This is a genomic window from Kitasatospora sp. NE20-6, from assembly GCF_045862635.1.
On record NZ_BPRL01000069.1, the window covers coordinates 1 to 18395 of the forward strand.

The following is an 18395-nucleotide window of genomic DNA, read 5'->3' on the forward strand; positions in this document are numbered from 1 at the left end:
GCGCCGGATGCACCCGAGGGGGATGCTCTTTTCGGCGGGATGTGGCACGTGCGCAGGGTCGGCAGGCCGGGGGAGAGGGAACTGTGGTTCTACGGGAGCGAGGAGGCCGCGAACGCCGAGGGGGAGCCGACGGCGAAGCTTCCGTACGACCTGCCCAAGGGGAGCGGCACCTCCCCACCGGGCACTCAGCTGGCCTTCCCAGTTGTACCGCCGCCTGGGCGTGGTGGCGTGGAGGAGGTCGATTTCGTTGCGGGCGTCGGGCGTTCCTCGCTGACCACGGTCACTCCTAGGGGCAAGTCCGGGAGCTTCGTGCTCGGTGCCGTGCAATTCCAGCATGCCCCCGTGAGGTTTCGTGGGGTGCCGCTGCGATGGGTGCGCCAGGGGGATGAGGTGACGTTCTGGAATGATGGGACCAGCCGCAAGGTCGACTCGTTCACCAAGACGATCTCGGGTCCGGAGGTTGAGGGCGACACGGTTGAGCCGAGAGCGAATGTGACGCGGCTGGGGACGGCGCGTCTTAAGGCGCCGGATGCACCCGAGGGGCATGCTCTCCCCGACGGGAAATGGCACTGGCGCATGGCCGGCAAGCGGGGGCACAGGGAACTGTGGTTCTACGATAGCGAGGAGGCCGCAAACGCCGGGGGGGAGCCGACGGATAAACGTCCGTACGACCTGCCCAGGACCAGTCTTCTCCTCCCGCCGGGCTCTTGGGAGACATGCGGGAGTTCGTTCCGGCTTTGGCTGCCTGAGCGCTCTTCCCCGGAGAAGGCCGAGCCAGTCGCACACGCGCCTGAGCCAGTGGCCGAGCGCTGGGCGCCCGTCGGGGAATTGCTGGAGGCTCGCTTCATCAGGGGCATCGGTCGTTCTTCCGTGGCTTCCCTGACACCTCCGATCGTTTCCGGGTCTTTCAGGATCGGTCCCGTGCAATTCCAGAAGGTCCCCGAGATGTTCCGTGGAGTGCCGCTGCAATGGGTGCGCCAGGGGTATGAGGTGACGTTCTGGAAGGAGGGAACCAGCCGCAAGGCCGGCTCGTTCACCATGACGTTCTCCGATGCAAAACTCGAGAGCTACACGATGGTCCCAGGGGAGGCCATCGCAGAGTTTGGGATGGTGCGAATATTTGCGCCGGATGCACCCGAGGGGGATGCTCTTTTCGGCGGGATGTGGCACGTGCGCAGGGTCGGCAGGCCGGGGGAGAGGGAACTGTGGTTCTACGGGAGCGAGGAGGCCGCGAACGCCGAGGGGGAGCCGACGGCGAAGCTTCCGTACGACCTGCCCAAGGGGAGCGGCACCTCCCCACCGGGCACTCAGCTGGCCTTCCCGGCTGTACCGCCGCCGCCTGGGCGTGGTGGCGTGGAAGTGGTCTTGTCCTTCGCGCACGCGCCTGAACCAGTGGTCGTGCTGCCGCGCGTCGCAGAACACCTGGAGGCCGACTTCGTCGGAGGTGTCGGTCCTTCCTCGGTAACCACTGGGCTGGATGGTGCTGGGACGGCTCCCGGGTCGTTCGGTGCGGATCTGTCCGGGTTTGAGGAGCTCGGCCTCGTGGAGGAGCAGCTGTTCTCCGAGTTGGATCGGCATGTCGACGGCTTCCCCGGAAGGCTCGATGAGGGACGGGTGAGGACGGAGTACGGGGAGGGCGGGGACTTTTGGAGTGACCCGCCTCCAGACCGCGAGGATCCGCGCTCGCTGATCGGCGGGCTGCCGGAGGTGCAAGCGGCACCGGACGGGATGTGGCCCGACGCGGACGAGGAACGCATGGACTACTTCCTGGGCCTCTTCGACGATGGGGGGGCGGCAGTCGGCGGTGCCGCCGGGTACCAGCCTCTCGAAGCGGACGGCGGTTCCTGGTTTGTCCGGGAGGAGGGCACCGGGCCGACCGTTTCATGGCCGGGGCACCATCAAGGGGAGGTGAGTTCTCTCGCCCTGTCGCCCGAGCAGTCCGAGGTGTTCAAGCAGTTGTACGGGGCGTGGTACCCGGCCGGTCCGGCGCAGCCTGAGGCGATTCTGGAGAAGATCCTCGCAAGCCTGGAGCTCGGGTCGTGGTCCGACGACGTGTTCGACGGCGAGGTGCCGGGTGACGAGGCGTACCACGCTCTGATCGAGTGGACCAGACGACCCGCAGGAAGTGGGCAGTCGTTCTGGGAGACCCTGCGCTCGCGGGTCGATGACCTGCCGGAGTTGCCGCCTGCGCTCGACGAGGTGGCAGAGTTGGCGGGTCCGTGGCCCGTTTCCGCCGGATCCCTGGAGGCGGACATCGAGTTCCGGGTGCCGGTCGAGTTCATGGCGATGGATGCCCCTCCGGGGCCGCCGGATCTGGCGGCGCTGGTAGAGCTGGCGCTGAGCGGCCACAGCGCCGGCAATGTCGGCGCCGAGACATCTCCCCAGCCCGGTTTCATGAGTGGGCACGCGAGCGCGGAAGCGTTGGAGGATCTGGAGCTCAGGGCAAGGGATGCCCTGATCGCCGCCCCGCTTGGCCAAGGCTTGGCGGCGATGCTCAGCCTCCTGTGGAACCAGCGTGTCGACAGGGCGGCGGCGGTGGAGACGATCCGGCGCGTCGCCGGTGTCAGCCCGGAGGATGCGACCGGGCTATGGGATACCTACCGGCGGGACCGGCTGGTTCGGAACCGGTACCACGCCGCCGACCGATTCGGATCGCAGAGGTGACGGCCTGCGCGGTGACGTGTTCGCCGACAGCGGTTCAGGTCCGCACTCACGGGTCAGGGCGACTCTGTTGCTCTATTCGGGTCGGTGATCAGGCCGCGAGTTGGTGGGCGAGCCGTGTGAGTCGGCTGGTCCGGGGGCGTCGGGGGCCTTCGGACCAGTGGGCGTCGAGGCGGATGACGTTGATCGCGGTGGCGGAGTAGGCGTGCTGGAGGCTGACCCTGGGCAGGCCGCGGTAGCGGGCCCGGCGCAACCCGGTGACGTCCAGGGCCTGGTTGATGGTGCCCTCGACCCCGGCCCGGAGGGCGTACTTGGCCCGCCAGGAGTCGGTCTCTTGTTCGGCGCGGGTGGCGGCGACGGTCTCGTGGAGTTCGCGGGGCCGCAGGGTGAGCATGCGGTTGCCGCGTGCCGCAGTGGTGCACTTGTCGCGGGACGGGCAGGAACCGCAGTCGGAGCGGGCGAACTCGATCGAGGAACGGATACGCGCACACGTCGTCCTCTGCTGGCTCGCCCTGCTGTTGATCCGCATCATCGAGACGACCACCGACGAGACCTGGACGACCATCCGTCGCGAGCTCGACCGGCTCCACCTCGGCACGTTCACCGGCCCTACCGGCCTGTTCCGCCAGGTCACCACCCTCACCAAGCCCCAGACCGACCTCCTGGCCAAGCTCGGCATCCCCACACCGAAGCAGATCATCGCCCTCGAACCCGCACCCCGCTGACCTGCACGAACACCAGCGCCTAGAGAAACGACTCTCAGGCGCCGTCACCCACGTCCGCGCAGGTCAGACCCCAGATTCGTGACTCCAGGCCGCTGAATTTCGCGGAACGCAGGTCGGTCTTCAGCTCGCTTTAGGCAGTCACCCGGTCATGGTGGGCAGCCGGCCGGGAGCCCGGGAGCGATGACCGGAAATAGTCAGGTGTGAGTGGTGTTGTGCCGCTTCATGGATGGTGATGGCTGGGCGATCACCGACAGGTTCGTCTGGTCAGAGAATGCGCCACTGGAGCATTCCACTGCCCTCCCGCAGGCCCTGGATGCGTCGCCTGACCTCCGTGAGCTCAGGCGACTTCGGCGTGGCCTTCTTCGCGTTGGTGGTGATCATGCGCAGTTCTCTCAGTCCGCACATGGTCGAGTACCCGTCCCACTGGGTGATGTCGGTCCCGTACCGGTCGGCAAATGCCTCGTAGTGTGCCCGACCGTAGCCGAATCGCCGACAGTGAATCTCAATGGTAGTCAGGTCCCATTCCGGCTGGCCGAACGATGCGGTGTCCCAGTCGCAGAGGACGGCCAGGCCGTCGCCTGCGTGCAGGGCGTTGCGGTGTTGAGGGTCTCCCTGGATGACCGATGGCTTCAGGAAGTAGGTGATGTCGGGGAGGTCCGTCTCAAGCTGATCTAGGTGCCAGCCGAGTAGGTCTCGTTCATCCGTGGTGAGGGCGTCGGCGATGGCCAAGGAGCGGCGGATAGCGGCTGCTGTGTTCACCGGAGGCAGAGAAACGGGCGGATCGGTCAGCTTATGCAGAGCGCGGAGGGGGTCGGCCAGCTGTTCGGCTGCGACCGGGTGACCGGGCTGCGCTAGGTAGGTCCAGAACGTGGCGAAGTGGCCGTCGACCTCAACGGGCTGTCGGACGGAATGCAGGTCGACGGTCGGGAAGTGCTGCTGGGTGAGCCATGTGACCAGGGCGACGGTTCGGTGGACGGCGGCGGGGGGCGTGCCGAGCCGCGAAATCTTGACCACGACCTGTTCCCCGGGAAGGTGGTAGACCGCATTGGTGTGGCCGCGCAACAGAACGGCACCGTCGGGATCGAGCCCTGCCGATCGGCACGACTGCTCGAGAACGGCGGCGAGGTGTGCGGCGGTGAAGCCGCCGGCCGCGACTGCGGAGATGGTCATGGTGGTCAGGCTGTCCTATCCCGAGGGCTGATGTCACGCCTGCCCGGGAGGCAGGGCGAGCATCTCTTTGAACTGCCGGGCCGGGCGGCCGGACTGAAGCCGGGCAGGGAGTATGTCGATGACGTCTCGGGCCCGGGCACCGAGGATTGCGGTGCGGTGCGGGCCGGGTACCTCGCCGTAGGCGTGAACGGCCAGTTGCAGGGCCTCGGCCGGGCTGTGTTCCAGGACCAGGCACATCGCCTCCTCGAGGTGGAGGAGGGCGGGGTCGATGCCGGCGTGCCCTTCCGGGTAGAGCGCGAGTGCCTGTTGCTGGGCGTGCTGGGCCTGGCTGGTCTCACCGAGGGCGGTAAGCGCTCCGGAGAGGTAGAGCCACAGGCGCCGCTCGGGGAAGGCCCAAGCGTCGTCCGGATGTCCGGTTTGGGAATGCTCGAACAGGTCCTGGGCCAGGCGGATGGCCGCCTTCGCGCCGTCACGGTCGCCCAGCCGAGCGAGCGCCCGGGCCTCGGCAGCGACGGCGAAGACCGCCGTCGGTCCGGGGCGGCCTCGGCTCAGAAGGCGGGCTTCGCGGGCGAGCTGCGCGGCGACCTGCAGGGGCCCGTAGTAGTAGGGGAGCATTGCGGTCTGTACGCGGACGCGGGCCCGTAGCTCAGGGTTGCCGGAGTCATCGGCAGCCAGCCGGGCGGTTCCGTACCAGCGTTGTGCCTCGGCAAGGCGCCCGAGCTTCATCATGGCATCGGCCACCAGGGTGGACGCGATGGCGGTGAGCTCGGACAGGCGGGACTGCGCGGCGGCGGGCTGTCGCTCGGCGGCGAGCGCCTGGATGTCGTTCAGGTCACCGAGCAGGTGCCGGATCATCTGCTCAGGTGGGGCGGTGACGTAGAGGCAGCGGGCAGTGTGGAGGCGTTCGTCGAGCAGGTCCAGCTCTCCCGGGCTGACCGTGGTTGCGGCGATGGTCCGATTGATCGCACGACGGGTCCGTTCGGCCAGGTCCTGCACCGGGTTAGCTTGCTCCGGTCGCGCGGGGGCCATGACATGGAACACCGCGGCGGCCGAGCCCGAAGAGGCAAGGCCGAGGCCAGCGGGCGCAGCCTGGTACAGCTCGCACAGCAGTTTCAGGGCTCGCTCGCGGGGTTGGACGCCGAGGTCTTCCCAGGTTCGCAGCAGCTCCCGGGTTCCCTTGAAGGGCGGCTCGCCGCGCTGGGTGGCGAGCGCGACCAGGCGGGTGATGGTCTCCGGGCGGCTCCAGCCGTTTGCCTGCCGGTGAGCACGAAGCGCACTGATCCTGCAGCAGTTCTGGAGGGCTGCCACGAGGGCGGGGTGGCCTCCGTCGAGTACCGCGGGGGTCCTCCGCAGTCGTCCCACGCATGCGCGGCCGTGACGATTCGTCATACCGGCCATTGTGCTTGCCCGCGGGGCCCTGCCGCGCGTGCTGTCAGGAAGTCGGGCCGAAATGGCCCGGATACGGAGATCAATCCGGGCGAGATTTCGGATTCGGCCCAACTTCCGGCCTGGATCGCGTTGTTCGGCCCAACTCGGGTTGGTTGCCGCACTTGTGCGGCAGGGCGAGTCTGGGCGAGCCCGAGCAACGGGCGGCAATCACCCGTCTGGCCTCCGCACCGGCGTGCGCGCCGACCATCACTCCGAAGGGGAACGGCATGACGCTCAGGTCTGTACCGTCAGGAGCCGCCTTGGTGGAGGGTGTGTTCGCCGCTGGTCAGCATCCCGAAGGGCAGCGGGATGCGGTGAAGCTGCTGACTCTGGCCGCTGACGACCGGTCCGCCGGGCTGGCCCGGTCGTTTGCCTGCGCCGCGGTGGCGCAGTGGCACCTCGGTGAGGACATCGAGGGGGACGTCCTGTTGGTCGTCAGCGAGTTGGTCACCAACGCTCGGCGCCACGGGTCCGAGCAGGTGACCGACTTTGAGATCCGCCTTCGGATCGGCCACGTGCCCGGAGTGCTGGCGATCGGTGTAGAGGACCCGCACCCGGGTGAGCCGATGGTGCTCCAGCCGAGCCTGCACAAGACCAGCGGCCGAGGCATGGCTTTGGTAGCGGCCCACTGCGACGAGTGGATGGTCTTGCCCACCGCTGATGGCAAGCAGATCTGCGCCTTCTGGAACCTGCCCAGACCGCCTGCGTATGGCACCGGCTGGTGTCACGGCTCAGTCTCCGTCGCGGGCTGACGTCACGGTGCACCCCTCGATCCGACTTCCCTTGGATGGACGATGACCAGTGCGACTCAGGCGTCCGGACTCCGGCGCCGGGCGAATTCCGGTTTCTTCCGCCGACCCGGCAGCCGCCTGCCGAGCTACGGCCAGAACCCCTCGACGGCGCTCTGCCTGCGGATGCCCTCGGGGGTGGACGTGGTGCCGGTGCCGAAGGCGCCGCGACCCGCCGCGGTCGCCCCGGCTGTGGCCAGGGACGACGGGTGGAGCGAACTGACGCTCGACGTCGTGGTGCGGGCCCAGTTGGTCCGGCTCGCCAGCGAGGTCCAGTACAAGGAGGATGTCCTCGCCCGGTTCGGCGGGTACGGTGCGGCTGAGGCCTACCTCACCGACGTCCGGCACGCGGTCACCGCGTTGACACAGCTGGTGGACGAGCACGGGTGGCCTGGGCTGGACACGGCCGGACGGGATGGCTGCGATGCCGCGCTGGTCATCGCGCAGGCGGCCGGGCTCAACGAGCAGCGTCGCCTGCGGCCAGCCCTGGCGCGGGCGGTGGCCACCGGCCGCCTACCGGAATCGCACCTACTGCACCTGTCCACGCTGATCGCTCGCGCCACCGGCACGAGGCTGGACGACGTCGCCGCAGTGGCAGGCCCGCGGTGAGCGCACGCGCCATGAAGGTGCCACGGTCCTCACACCCACGACAGTCCGGCGCCGGAACGTGGCCAGTTCGTTCTGGTGTCGGGCGCCGCCCCGGCGCGGGGCTCAAGGGGCTCGGCGGCTACGTCGGTCCTTCCGGCCGGGCGATCTCACATGGGGCGGTCGGCGGCGTCGGCCCAGTAGGTGGCGAGCATCTCGCCGGGCCAGGTCGGTTCGGTAACCGGTCCTCGCGGGCCCATTGCCTGGAAGTACGGCGCGATGTCGATGATCGGCGTGCCGTGGACGGCGTCGAGGTCGGTGACGTGGAGGTCCAGGCCGTCAACCTTCAGCAGGCGCGGGTAGGAGATCGCGAGCTGGTTGGGGCGCCGGTGGTTCCTGTGCGCGAAGGTCCCCGTAGCCGGCCAAATGGGGTTTCCGCGCGGGCTGCGGGCGTGCAACTCGACATCGCCGGGCGACGCGAGGTGAAAGTGCCAGGTGACGGTCAGGTGGCTGAACTCCTCCAGACCCTGCACCGAGTCGAGGGGGTAGTCGGGGTTGAGGCGGATCACAGCCTGGACGCCGCCCTGGTAGTCGTCAGCCGACGCGCGGTGCCCGCCGACGACGGTAGCAACCGGCGTGACCAAGATCGGTTCTGGCATGGCTGCTTCCTGTCTCCCCTGATCCGTATGCAACTCCCGAACGGCACGGCACGACGGGCGCGCGTGATGCCGGCGCCGTCAGCCTACGGCCTGCAGGAAGTCCCGGGCACGCTGGTCGAGGCTGGCGGCGGGGCCCTTGCCGCGGGTCCGGATCGGGGACAGGGCGCTGCGCATCCGGGTCACCGTGTCGTGGGTACGGCCGGACTGGATGCCGGCCATGGCGTCGAGCGCTCGGTGCCAGGTGTCGCAGGCTGCGTCGACGTGGCCGCGGCGGGCCTGGACGTCGCCCAGGTATCCGAGGGTGACGGCGTGAGTGCGGGCCAGGTGTGCCGGGCGGGTGCGGACGCTGCGCTCGAACTCGGTTTCGGCGCCTGGGAGGTCGTCGAGGTCTCGCAGGGTGCAGGCGGCTTCGTGGGCGAGGCTGCCTTCGGTGAAGAAGTGCACCCGGGTCGGGTCCGGGCTGTCGGCCGGGGTGCCGGCGCCGCGGAGGTCGTCCTCGGCGCGCAGCAGGGCGGCCAGCGCGTCGTGCTTGCGGCCGGTGGCGGCCAGGGCGCGGGCGTGGACGACACCGAGGAGGGACTTCTCGCGGTGGCTGGCGGCGCCGTAGCGGGATCTGGCCATGGAGGCTTCGGCGTACTCCAGTGCCCGGCCGGGGTGTCCGAGGTCGACGGCCTGGTGGGCTGCGGCGCGCAGAATGTGGCTGGCCAGGGCGCCGTCGCCAGCCTCGGCGGAAAGAGCGAGGGCGAGGCGGAAGTTGGCCTGGGCGCGTGCGTGGGCGCCGGAATCGAAGTCCATCCAGCCAGCCACGTAGACGATCTCGCCGGCTGCGGAGACGAGGTCGCGCCTGATCTGCTCGTCGGGGCAGCGTCCGGCCAGGTAGTCGGCGACATCGGTGCGCAGGTAGGTGCCGAGGGCGGCTCGTCCGGCCCGGCCGCCAAGTCGCTGGTCGCGGTTGGAGAACCAGGTCGTCGCCTCGACGTGGACGCTGGTGACTGTGAGGGTGGAGAGCGGTGGGCGCCCGCGGGCGAGAAGCAGGCGCTGGTCCCACCACTGGTCGGGCGGGAGAGCGGTCCCGAGGGCCGAGTAGAGCGAGCTGCCCAGCAGCTCTCGGCGGTTCATCATGTCGCTGCCCCCGTGGTCGGCCAGAGCGGAGAGTGTGTCGACGTCCCATCCGGGCACCCCGTTGTTCTCGTCGCCTGCCGGGCCGAGCCCGACCTGCGACAGGGTGACCGCGCGTCCCAGTCCCCGGGACAGCGTCGCGGCCAAGATAGCCGGGGCTCGGCCCGAGGGCTGCACTCCGCGCAGCCACTGGGAGATGTGAGAGCGGGTCACCGACAGCAGCTCCGTGGCACCCTGCTCCGCGGCCACTCGCCTCAGGTGGGAGGCCAGGCGGTCCTGGGACCAGCCCAGCTCCTTGACCACGGCCTCCAGCAGGGTGTTGCGGGTCAGCGCCACGGTGCGCTCCCTGTCCTCGAAATGATCTTTAGCGACGTTAGCGGCATTCGCCCCGGCCACGGGATTCCCACGAGCTGTCACAGGCGGTTCGCTCAACGTCATGACGATAGAGCCCAACGACGCCCCCCACAGGCGGTTTCCCCGAGACCGCGCCGGGCCTGGGTGAGTCCCGGACCCGGCCCCTCTCCGCGTCCTCCCCTGACCATCTCGGCATGCCCTGCAGCAGGCCCGACCGCCCTGGAGCGATCACTGTGACGTCGTCCGACCGAGGCCGGCAGCAGCTCCTGCTGCCCGGCCCGCACCGGAGCTGCCGGGTCCCCGGTAGTAGGCCCGGGGCCGCTTGCGTCCCGGCTCAGCAGTTCGGGCAGCCGCCGGCGTCGCACCGGGCTCGGGGGCTGCGATGAACACGGATCTTCTCGCGGCAGCGGCCGCGGTGCCGGCCGTTGCGGCGACGGCCGGGTGGCTGCGGCAGTACGCCGTTGGCTCACGGCTGCGCGGCACAGTGGCCGCCCTGGACTCGGGCCTCCAGGCGCGCGAGGCGGAGCTGCATGCGTTCGTCCAAAGCGAGGTCCCCGCCCTGCTGCTCGGTCAGCTCGACGGCACACTACCGCGATCGGTGCGGCCCGAGCTTGCGGGCACCACCTTCGCGGAGCTCCTCCACGAGGCCGCGGCGGGCATCTCGCGGACGGTCGGCGGCATCCGTGAGCAGGCGGAGAACGCCGCGGCCACCGCGGTGCGCTCGACGATGCGCGGTGTGCTGGCCTACGCCTACGAGCAGCAGAAGCTGATCGGCCACATGCAGGAGGCGTTCGACGATCCGGATGTCTTCGAAGGGCTGATGCGGATCGACCACACGAACGCGCAGATCAGCGCCCGTGCCGTGGCGCTGGCCGTTCTCGCTGGCGCCCCGTGGCCCGGACGTCAGCACCCGGACACCCCGCTGATCGACGTGGCCCGCGCCGCCAAGGGACGCATCCGCGACTTCCACCGAGTGCTGGAACAGGGCGACTTCGCCACGCTGGTCCGCGGCCGGGCTGTCGAGCCACTGGCCCTCGCCCTGGCCGAACTCCTCGACAACGCCGCACGTCACTCCGAGGGCAGCTCCCCGATCGAGATCGCGATGGAGCGGGTCCCGGCCGGCGTGTTCATCACGATCGACGACCGGGGCGTGGGCATGGAGCAGCGCGTTCGCACCCGGGCCGCGGAGATCCTCGAGGGCCGCTCCACGCTGCCGTTCAGCCAGATCGGGGAACCGGCGAGCCTGGGCCTGTTCATCGTGGCCGCCGCGGCCGACCGCTACGGCTTCCGTGTCTCGGTGGACAAGGAGTCGCCGTACGGAGGGGTTCGCGCGGTGGTCCTGCTGCCCTCCGATCTGCTGGCCGCCGCAAACCCCGAGCCGCAGCCCGTCCCTGCCGCGCCCACGACGTTGGTGAACGGACTGCCCCAGCGCCGCCGCCAACGGCGATCTCAGACGGAGTTGCCGACTACTCGTCCCGACCAGCCGGTGGCGAGTACCGACGCCGAGGCGAGCCGCTCGCGCCTGTCGGCCTTCACCCAAGGCGTGCGCGACGCGCGCGCTACCGCATCCCCGGAAGGACAGCACCCGTGAACCCCATCGCGAACAGCTTCGCCGTCGTCAGTGGACTCCTGACCGATGAGGTCCGACAGATTCCCGGAGCGATCGGCGCGGTGCTGGTCAGTGCCGACGGCCTCCTCGCCGCCGCGTCCGAGGGCCAGGAACAGGCGTCTGCGGAGCGCTTCGCGGCCGCTGTCACCGGGCTGCAGGCCCTCAGCCGCAGCCTGGCACCGTTCTGCAGCGCATCCCCCTCGGGGTGGCTCGAGAATCTGATCACCTACGAGGGCGGACTGATCTTCCTCTGCGCCGCCGGCGACAGCTCGTTCCTGGCCCTGGCCGCGAAGGACTCCGCCGACGCCGGGAACATCGGCTACCGGATGACCAAGCTCGTGGAGCGGATCGGCAAGGCGCTGGCCACACCGGCCCGCACCGCTCCGGGTCTTCCCGGATGAGCGGGGGCCGCCCGGCCCTGGTGCGCACCTTCGTGCTCACCAACGGCCGGGCACGCCCAAGCCGGGGCATCCTCACCGCCGTCGACACGCTGGTCGAAGCGCACCACGAGGCCACCGCGACGGGAGCCGGCCCCGAACACCGCGCAGCCCTCGCCCTGTGCGCCCAGGGCGCTCTGTCCCTTATCGAGGTCGCCGCGCACCTTAACCTGCCGGTCACCGTCACCCGCATCCTGCTGACCGACCTCGTCGACAGCGGAGATCTGCGGGTCATCCCGATGGCCCAGCTCCCCGACCGTAAGAAGCTGGAGGACATACTCGATGGCCTTCGCAGGCTCCAGGTTTGACCGCGCCCGCCATCTGCCGGCCGGGGTGCACGCGACAGCGAAGATCCTGGTCAGCGGGCCGTTCGGCGTCGGCAAGACCACGTTGATCGCCTCGCTGTCCGAGATCGAGCCGCTGCGCACCGAGGAACCGCTGACCGTCGCCAGCGTGGCGCACGACGACCTGGCCGGGGTGGAGGCGAAGACCACGACCACGGTCGCGCTGGACTTCGGCCGCCTCACGCTCGACAACGGCCTCGTCCTGTACCTCTTCGGCACCCCCGGGCAGGCCCGCTTCCTCCCTCTGTGGGGCGACATCGCCACCGGCGCCACCGGCGCCCTCGTCCTCGCCGACACCCGCCGCCTGGACCAGAGCTTCGACTCGATCGACCTGCTGGAACAGGGACACATCCCTTACGCCGTCGCCGTCAACACCTTCCCGGACAGCCCCGACCACCACATCGCCGACATCCGCCAGGCCCTCGACCTCGAACCCCACACCCCCCTGAGCCTGTGCGACGCCCGCGACCGGCAGTCCTCCCTTGCCGCGCTCATCGCCCTGATCCAGTACCTGCTGACCCGCACCCCGGAGGTTTCGTGAACGCCCGCGCCGCGGCCCCGCCGCCCGGCTGCCCCGCCCACGCCGGCCACCGGCCCGCCCCACTCCTGTCACTGGCCGATCCACGCTTCGCCGACAACCCCGAGCCGTTCTACGCCCACCTGCGCCAGTGCGGGCCCGTCGTACCGGTGGAGTTCGAGCCCGGCGTCACCGTGATGCTCGTCCTCGACTACCGCGCGGCCCTGGAAGTGCTGCGCAGTCCCAGGCGGTTCTCCAAGGACGCCCGCCGCTGGGACCTCACCGCCGTTCCGCCCACCAGTGCCGTGCTGCCGATGATGGCCTGGCGGCCCAGCCTCCTCTTCGCCGACGGCCCCGCCCACGACCGACTGCGAGCCCCTATCGAGGACGCCCTGGAGCGCGTCACCTCCCACACACTGCGCCGCTACGTGCACAGCTGCGCACAGCGCCTGATCGACCGGTTCGCGGCCGACGGACACGCCGACCTGGTGGCGCAGTACGCCGCCGTCCTGCCGCTGCAGGTGATCACCGAACTCCTCGGGGTGCCCGAGGACCTCGGGTGGCACATGGTCGCGGCCGCCGCGGCGATGATCGACGCCGGGCCCCACTCCGAACGCGGCAGCGCCGACCTCGCGGCCCTGCTCGGCCACCTGGTGGCCCACAAGCGGACCCACCCCGGCGCGGACGTCACCTCCTGGCTCCTCGCCCACCCGGCCGCCCTCAGCGACGAGGAGATGATCCACCAGCTCGTGGTCATGGTCGGCGCAGGCACCGTGCCGACCACCGCCTGGATCACTACCGCACTGATGCTGCTCCTCACCGACGAGCGGTTCGCCGACCGGGTGGCCGGCGGCAGCACACCGACCTCCATGGCCCTCACCGAGGTCCTGTGGAGCCAGGCACCGATGAGCAACTTCTCCCTCCACTACCCCGTCGGCCCGCAACGCCTTCACGGCGTGGACCTGCCCGAGGGTATGCCGATCGCCATCAGCCACCACGCGGCGAACACCGACCCGAAACTCGGACAGCAACGCCGCGACGGCAATCACGCCCACCTCGCCTTCAGTGCCGGCCCGCACCGCTGCCCGGCCGCTGGCCCCGCCGAACTCATCACCACGGTCGCGATCGAAGCCCTCCTCGACCGGCTTCCCGACCTCGCACTGAGCGGATCGGCCGCCGACATCCGCTGGCGCCCCGGCCCCTTCCACCGCTGCGCCGTCGCCCTGCCCACGACCTTCCGCCCCACCACCACGACCGTCCGCACGACCGAACCCGCCCAGGAGAGCTCATGGAACCCCGCTGCCCCCACGCCCGAGCACACGTCCTGGACACCCGCGGCACCGACGTCCATGCCGAAGCCTCCCGCCTCCGCGCATCGGGGCCGGCCGTCCTGGTGGAACTTCCCGGCCAGGTTCAGGCCTGGTCGGTGACCCGCCCCGACGTCATCAAGCAGCTCCTCACCGACGGAAGCCTCGCCAAGAACCCGCGACGCCACTGGCCCGAATGGATTGACGGCACCATCGGCGCCGACTGGCCCCTCGCCAGCTGGGTCGCGGTGGAGTCGATGTTCACCAGCGACGGAGCCGACCACCAGCGGCTGCGCGCCCTGACCGCACCCGCCTTCGGCCCCCGCCGCATCGACGCCCTGCGGCCCCAGGTCCGCGCGATCGTCACCCGCCTCATCGACGACCTGCGCACCGCCGCACCGGGCGAGGAGGTCGACCTCCACGCCCGGCTCGCCTACCCGCTGCCCACCACCCTGATCTGCGACCTTTTCGGCGTTCCCGAGGAGCAGCGGCCCGAGATGCGGCGCGTGGTCGACGGCGTCCTGGACACCACCGCCGCCCCCGACAAGGCGCAGGCCAACCTGGACGACCTGTTCGCCGCGATGCACCGCCTGGTCGCCCACAAGCGGAACACCCCGGGCGACGACATGACCAGTGAACTGATCGCCGCCCGCGACGCCACGGGTTCCCAGCTCACCGAGCAGGAGCTCGCCTCCACCCTGATCCTCATGATCGGCGCCGGGTCCGAGACCGCGGTCAACCTGATCGACCACGCCACCGCGCTGCTCCTGTCCCACCCCGAGCAGCTCGCCAAGGTCCACCGCGGCGATGCGACCTGGCGTGATGTCATCGAGGAGACGCTGCGCCTCGAGCCGCCGATCATGCACCTGCCGCTGCACTACGCGGCCCAGGACATCGACCTGGGCGAGGACGTGCTCATCCGCGCCGGTACGCCGGTCCTCCTCGGGTTCGGCGCCGCCGGCCGCGACCCGCACCTGCATCCCGACCGCCCGAACGACTTCGACCTGACGCGCCCCGACAAGTCCCACCTGGCGTTCGGGCATGGCCGCCACTACTGCCTGGGTGCGTCCCTGGGCGTCCTGGAGGCCGAGGAGGCCCTCACCGCACTGTTCCGCGCGTTCCCGGACGTGCGCCTCGCCGTGGGCCGCGAGCAGCTGCTGCCCCAGGAGTCGTTCATATCGAACGCGCTGCGGACCCTGCCCGTCCTCCTGGCTCCCGCCGCGTAGGCACGCCCGATCGGAGAATCGTCATGCCGCCTCTGCCACTTCCGCGCAGCCGGCGCCGCTCGTACTCAGCTGTGACCGGGAGCGCGTCCGCGGCCCCTGGCGGCCGGTACGTGCATGGCGGTGGCGGAGGCGCTGCGCGCGTTGGAGCAGACGGATCTGCGGACCTGGCAGGCCACTCTGCTCGTCGCGTTCGTGGTCGTCACCGCCGTCGGCGCGGGGATGGCAGATGCGGCCGGGCTTGCGGCCATTCCCGGGCCGCCCGGGTGGTGGCCCTCCTCCCCTGGTGATCCCGGGGCCCATGGCGGCCGTTCGGGTCAGGGCCGCAACAGCAACACCCCGCAGGGGGAAGCCCGATCGGGCTTCCCCCCCCCGGCACTCCCGTTCCCACCAGCCCTTCGCGAAGGTCCGATGCCGTACCTCCCCAGCACCACCCCACACACAGCTGCCAGCAAGGCGACGGCCATCGCCGTTCTCACCGGGCGCACCGGAAGCGGGCAGACAACCACCCAGATCCTGTCCGGAGGTCAGCAGGTGTTCACCACCGCCTACCCGGACCGGTCCTGGGTCGCCGTCCACGAACCCGGGCACCGCGCCCCGGCCGTGCTAGCCGCCGAGGCCGTGCCGAACGGACTTCGCCTGACGGGCTTCCTGCACGTCGACGGGCAGGTCGTCCCCTCCGAGGAACGGGCTGGTGCCGAGTGGACCGTGCGGGCCTGCGCAGTGGACCAGCGTGCGGTCGTCACCTGCACGCCGTCCACCGACGCCGCTCTGCCCCGCGTCCTGCTCACCTACCCCGCCCTTCCCGCCACCGCCGCTCGGGAGGACTCGTGAGCTGCGGCCACAGGGACGCCTGCCCCGACGGCGACGCACCGGACGCCGCAGCCGCCGTGCCCGTGGCCCGCCAACCCGAACAGGGCTGGAGCCTGTTGTGCAACGGCGTCCTGCTCTTCGACGACACCGGTGCGGTACTGCCCGACGGGGACATCCAGCCGCCCGCGGGTACGGGCGCGCGCCGTTCGGAGAGTGCCGCATGACCCGACCCGGCAAGACCCGCCCCGAGGCCGTACGCCGCCCGGCCGGCCACGCCCCGGCGCCGCGATCGGCAGGCGTTGTACAGATCGAGGAACCGCTGCGGGAAGCCGTCGCCCTCGCCGAGCCGTGGAACAGCCCATGGGACCGGCCGTGGCCGCCCCAGGCCGCCGCCGCGCAGCTTCGTACGGACGTCGCCGCCTCGGCCCGGGTCACGAGCGTGGTCCTGGGCGGAAAGGATCACGTCGGCATCGACCGGGACGTCGCCCACCGCCTGCTCGAGGCAGACTCCGACTGGGCACAGACCGCCGAGTCCGCCAGGTGGGCCGTACTCGGTATGGCGGCCGCGGTTGCCAGCCTGGGCGTGGGCCAGTTCGTGGACCTGGGGTGCGGCCTGGCCACCGGGGCGCCCGGCAGCGCCCTCGCGCCGCTGCACACTGCTGTCCTTGCGGCCCGCCCCGACGCGCACATCCTGTACGCGGACCAGGACCCGATGGTGCTGGCCCACGCCCGAGCCCTTCTTCGGGTCCCCGCGCCCGCATCCGTCGGACACCTGCCGGTCGACCTCACAGACCCCGCCGCACTCCTGGCGGCGCTGCGCGAGGAGACGAACCTGGAATGGAGCACCCTGGTGGCGGCGGTCCTGTCCGACGTCCTCCACGAGCTGACGGACACTCAGGCCCATCGACTGCTGGCGACGCTGCACGAGAGCCTGCCGCCTGGCAGCGTCCTGCTGCTCACCCACCGGGCCCCGGGCACAGGCGGGAGCGCAGTGGCGCTCGCCGACACACACACCGAGGCCGCTCTGGCGTGGCACCCGCGCAACGACGAGCAGGTCGCAGACCTGACCAGCGCCTGGCAACCCTTGCCACAGGTCGGTCCCGTGCGGTGCGCCGGCTTCACCACCGCGGTCCTCACCAACAGGCGGCCCGCATGACCGCCACCACCACGGCCGTCCCCGGCACGAACGATGCGAAGCCGACGACTGCGGCCCGCGCCGCGGGCCCCCAGGTGCCGACGGTCACCCGGTGGAGCGGCGAACTGCTCGACCCGAGCCTGATCGTCGACACCGGCCCGGACGGCGCCCGGCTGGCCTACCGGCAGGAGACACCGGCCGACCGTGTGAACGGCGTGCTGGTGCTGCGCTTCACCGGCAAGCCGGGCCAGGGCGAGCCGCTGTGGAACGCCAGCCACCCGGGCCGTCAGACCCGGACGATGGGCGGCTTGCGGTGCCGCGTGTGCGGGGCGCCGGCCGACCGGACCGCGGACGGTGTGCTGTGGCTGCTCCCTCACCCCACAACGCCGGGCGGGCGGCGGCGCACCCTGGACCCCTGCTGGCCGGAGGGCGCGGTCGTCGAGCACCCGCCGATCTGCGCCCCGCACGCCCTCTCCTCCCCACGCCTGTGCCGTGCCCTGGACAGCGCGCTGCTCCTACGGGTGGCCGACGCCCCCCTGTACGGCTTCGCGGGACTGCGCTTCGACACCGGGAACGGCGGACCGCAAGCACCACTCCGAGGGCAGTTCGCCCTCGACTCGGCGGAGCTGCGCCGGGTGGCCGCCACCCACCTGCTGCGCACCCTCACCGGCTGCACCCGCATGTCCGAGGAGCACCTGCGCACCGAACTCGCCCGCCGCGGGGAGGAACGATGACCCGTACCCAGGCGGGCGCGGCGGCCCGCGTCGCAGAGCTGTGGCTGCACGGCCTCGCAGACACCCCGATGGCGCCGCAGCACATCAAGGACCTTGCGGACCGGGCGGGCCTGCCCGCCCGGCACCCGGACCGGCGCGCGCTCCTCGCGATGGCCGACCACGGCCACAAGCCAGCATCAAGGACGCGGGCGGTGGCCGTCGACACCGGTGAGGGGCGCCAGGACCGCTTGCAGGCACTGGCCGGGCACGCCGTACGGATGCGCTCGGCCGGCACGCTGGTGCCGTGCGGACTGCGTACCGCCCGGTACGCGGGCCTGCTCGGTGCCACCGAAGCCGGTAGCCGCCTTGCCCCTCCGCGCGGGAGCCGGGTCAGGCACCGGTCGCACGTGGCGCTGGACGAGTCCGCCCTCCACCAGTCCTACGGCAATCCAGCAGTGGTCGCCGACCAGTTCGGCAGCCTGACCGCAATGGCCCACGCCGGGCAGCTGAGCGTCACGATCGTGCCGACCCGCAACCCCCGTCACGCGGTGTGCGTCACCCACCTCGCCTTCGCGGACGGCGGGCAGCCACTGATCGCCGTGGAGCACCCAGAGCGAGTCGCCTACCTCCTTCCTGAGAGCGGCCCCGGGCTGCGGGCAAAGGCCCTTCTCCGCCGCTGGCTTGGACACGGGCAAGGTCCGGCCGACGCCATGCGCCAGCTGATGGTGGCCCGCAGCCTCCGCGGATCGCTGCGACAGCGGCCTACCACCGGGCCCGGCCCCTGACCTACTGGCACACCTCCCCGAAC

20 protein-coding genes are annotated in these 18395 nt (G+C 70.9%); 15 read left to right on the forward strand and 5 right to left on the reverse strand.

Annotated elements, in window-relative coordinates; all coding sequences use genetic code 11:
• Positions 1-228: 228 nt before the first annotated feature.
• Positions 229-2664, forward strand: coding sequence for a hypothetical protein (locus tag SNE206_RS33645; protein ID WP_407917346.1), 2436 nt, complete (start codon positions 229-231; stop codon positions 2662-2664).
• 88 nt (positions 2665-2752) lie between these two features.
• Here SNE206_RS33645 and SNE206_RS33650 read toward each other — a convergent pair whose 3' ends face one another.
• Positions 2753-3142: a transposase gene (locus SNE206_RS33650; protein WP_407917403.1), complete on the reverse strand. Its 390-nt coding sequence runs from the start codon at positions 3140-3142 to the stop codon at positions 2753-2755.
• Between SNE206_RS33650 and SNE206_RS33655 the strand changes: the two genes are divergently transcribed.
• Entirely contained in the window at positions 3054-3386 is a 333-nt protein-coding gene (locus SNE206_RS33655) for a hypothetical protein (protein WP_407917405.1), read from the forward strand. The two genes, SNE206_RS33650 and SNE206_RS33655, sit on opposite strands and share 89 nt — an antisense overlap.
• Before the next feature lie 264 nt (positions 3387-3650).
• On the opposite strand, the gene SNE206_RS33660 is transcribed toward SNE206_RS33655, so the two are convergent.
• Positions 3651-4556: a phosphotransferase family protein gene (locus tag SNE206_RS33660; protein ID WP_407917347.1), complete on the reverse strand. Its 906-nt coding sequence runs from the start codon at positions 4554-4556 to the stop codon at positions 3651-3653.
• A gap of 33 nt (positions 4557-4589) precedes the next feature.
• Entirely contained in the window at positions 4590-5864 is a 1275-nt protein-coding gene (locus SNE206_RS33665) for a hypothetical protein (RefSeq protein WP_407917348.1), read from the reverse strand.
• 383 nt (positions 5865-6247) lie between these two features.
• Here SNE206_RS33665 and SNE206_RS33670 point away from each other — a divergent pair, with 383 nt between their 5' ends.
• The gene (locus SNE206_RS33670) at positions 6248-6736 is read left to right on the forward strand and encodes an ATP-binding protein (protein WP_407917349.1); all 489 of its coding nucleotides are present in this window, start codon (positions 6248-6250) and stop codon (positions 6734-6736) included.
• Between the two features lie 42 nt (positions 6737-6778).
• Complete coding sequence (locus SNE206_RS33675; RefSeq protein WP_407917350.1) at positions 6779-7381, forward strand: hypothetical protein; 603 nt, start codon at positions 6779-6781, stop codon at positions 7379-7381.
• Positions 7382-7527: 146 nt separating this feature from the next.
• Here the strand turns inward: SNE206_RS33675 and SNE206_RS33680 are convergent, their stop codons facing one another.
• Complete coding sequence (locus SNE206_RS33680; protein WP_407917351.1) at positions 7528-8016, reverse strand: SAM-dependent methyltransferase; 489 nt, start codon at positions 8014-8016, stop codon at positions 7528-7530.
• A gap of 78 nt (positions 8017-8094) precedes the next feature.
• The gene (locus SNE206_RS33685) at positions 8095-9471 is read right to left on the reverse strand and encodes a Tat pathway signal protein (RefSeq protein WP_407917352.1); all 1377 of its coding nucleotides are present in this window, start codon (positions 9469-9471) and stop codon (positions 8095-8097) included.
• A gap of 400 nt (positions 9472-9871) precedes the next feature.
• Here SNE206_RS33685 and SNE206_RS33690 point away from each other — a divergent pair, with 400 nt between their 5' ends.
• The 11 genes from SNE206_RS33690 to SNE206_RS33740 all read left to right on the forward strand — a co-directional run bounded on the left by SNE206_RS33690 (position 9872) and on the right by SNE206_RS33740 (position 18372).
• Complete coding sequence (locus SNE206_RS33690) at positions 9872-11080, forward strand: ATP-binding protein (protein ID WP_407917353.1); 1209 nt, start codon at positions 9872-9874, stop codon at positions 11078-11080.
• Positions 11077-11499 carry a roadblock/LC7 domain-containing protein gene (locus SNE206_RS33695; RefSeq protein WP_407917354.1) on the forward strand — a complete coding sequence of 141 codons (423 nt, stop codon included), beginning with the start codon at positions 11077-11079 and terminating at the stop codon, positions 11497-11499. Before SNE206_RS33690 ends, SNE206_RS33695 begins: the two co-directional genes overlap by 4 nt.
• Before the next feature lie 20 nt (positions 11500-11519).
• Entirely contained in the window at positions 11520-11843 is a 324-nt protein-coding gene (locus tag SNE206_RS33700) for a DUF742 domain-containing protein (RefSeq protein ID WP_407917355.1), read from the forward strand.
• A complete protein-coding gene (locus SNE206_RS33705) occupies positions 11818-12420 on the forward strand; it encodes a GTP-binding protein (RefSeq protein WP_407917356.1) in 603 nt (200 codons plus the stop codon). Before SNE206_RS33700 ends, SNE206_RS33705 begins: the two co-directional genes overlap by 26 nt.
• Entirely contained in the window at positions 12417-13826 is a 1410-nt protein-coding gene (locus tag SNE206_RS33710) for a cytochrome P450 (protein WP_407917357.1), read from the forward strand. Before SNE206_RS33705 ends, SNE206_RS33710 begins: the two co-directional genes overlap by 4 nt.
• Complete coding sequence (locus tag SNE206_RS33715; RefSeq protein WP_407917358.1) at positions 13823-14929, forward strand: cytochrome P450; 1107 nt, start codon at positions 13823-13825, stop codon at positions 14927-14929. The genes SNE206_RS33710 and SNE206_RS33715 overlap by 4 nt, the downstream gene beginning before the upstream one ends.
• Positions 14930-15337: 408 nt before the next feature.
• Positions 15338-15760 (forward strand): hypothetical protein, encoded by a 423-nt coding sequence (locus tag SNE206_RS33720; RefSeq protein ID WP_407917359.1) that lies wholly within the window; start codon positions 15338-15340, stop codon positions 15758-15760.
• Complete coding sequence (locus SNE206_RS33725; protein ID WP_407917360.1) at positions 15757-15963, forward strand: DUF5999 family protein; 207 nt, start codon at positions 15757-15759, stop codon at positions 15961-15963. Before SNE206_RS33720 ends, SNE206_RS33725 begins: the two co-directional genes overlap by 4 nt.
• On the forward strand, positions 15960-16895 hold the full coding sequence (locus SNE206_RS33730; RefSeq protein ID WP_407917361.1) for an SAM-dependent methyltransferase: 936 nt from the start codon (positions 15960-15962) through the stop codon (positions 16893-16895). The genes SNE206_RS33725 and SNE206_RS33730 overlap by 4 nt, the downstream gene beginning before the upstream one ends.
• A complete protein-coding gene (locus SNE206_RS33735) occupies positions 16892-17608 on the forward strand; it encodes a hypothetical protein (RefSeq protein WP_407917362.1) in 717 nt (238 codons plus the stop codon). Before SNE206_RS33730 ends, SNE206_RS33735 begins: the two co-directional genes overlap by 4 nt.
• A complete protein-coding gene (locus tag SNE206_RS33740) occupies positions 17605-18372 on the forward strand; it encodes a Scr1 family TA system antitoxin-like transcriptional regulator (RefSeq protein WP_407917363.1) in 768 nt (255 codons plus the stop codon). Before SNE206_RS33735 ends, SNE206_RS33740 begins: the two co-directional genes overlap by 4 nt.
• Positions 18373-18395: the final 23 nt, after the last annotated feature.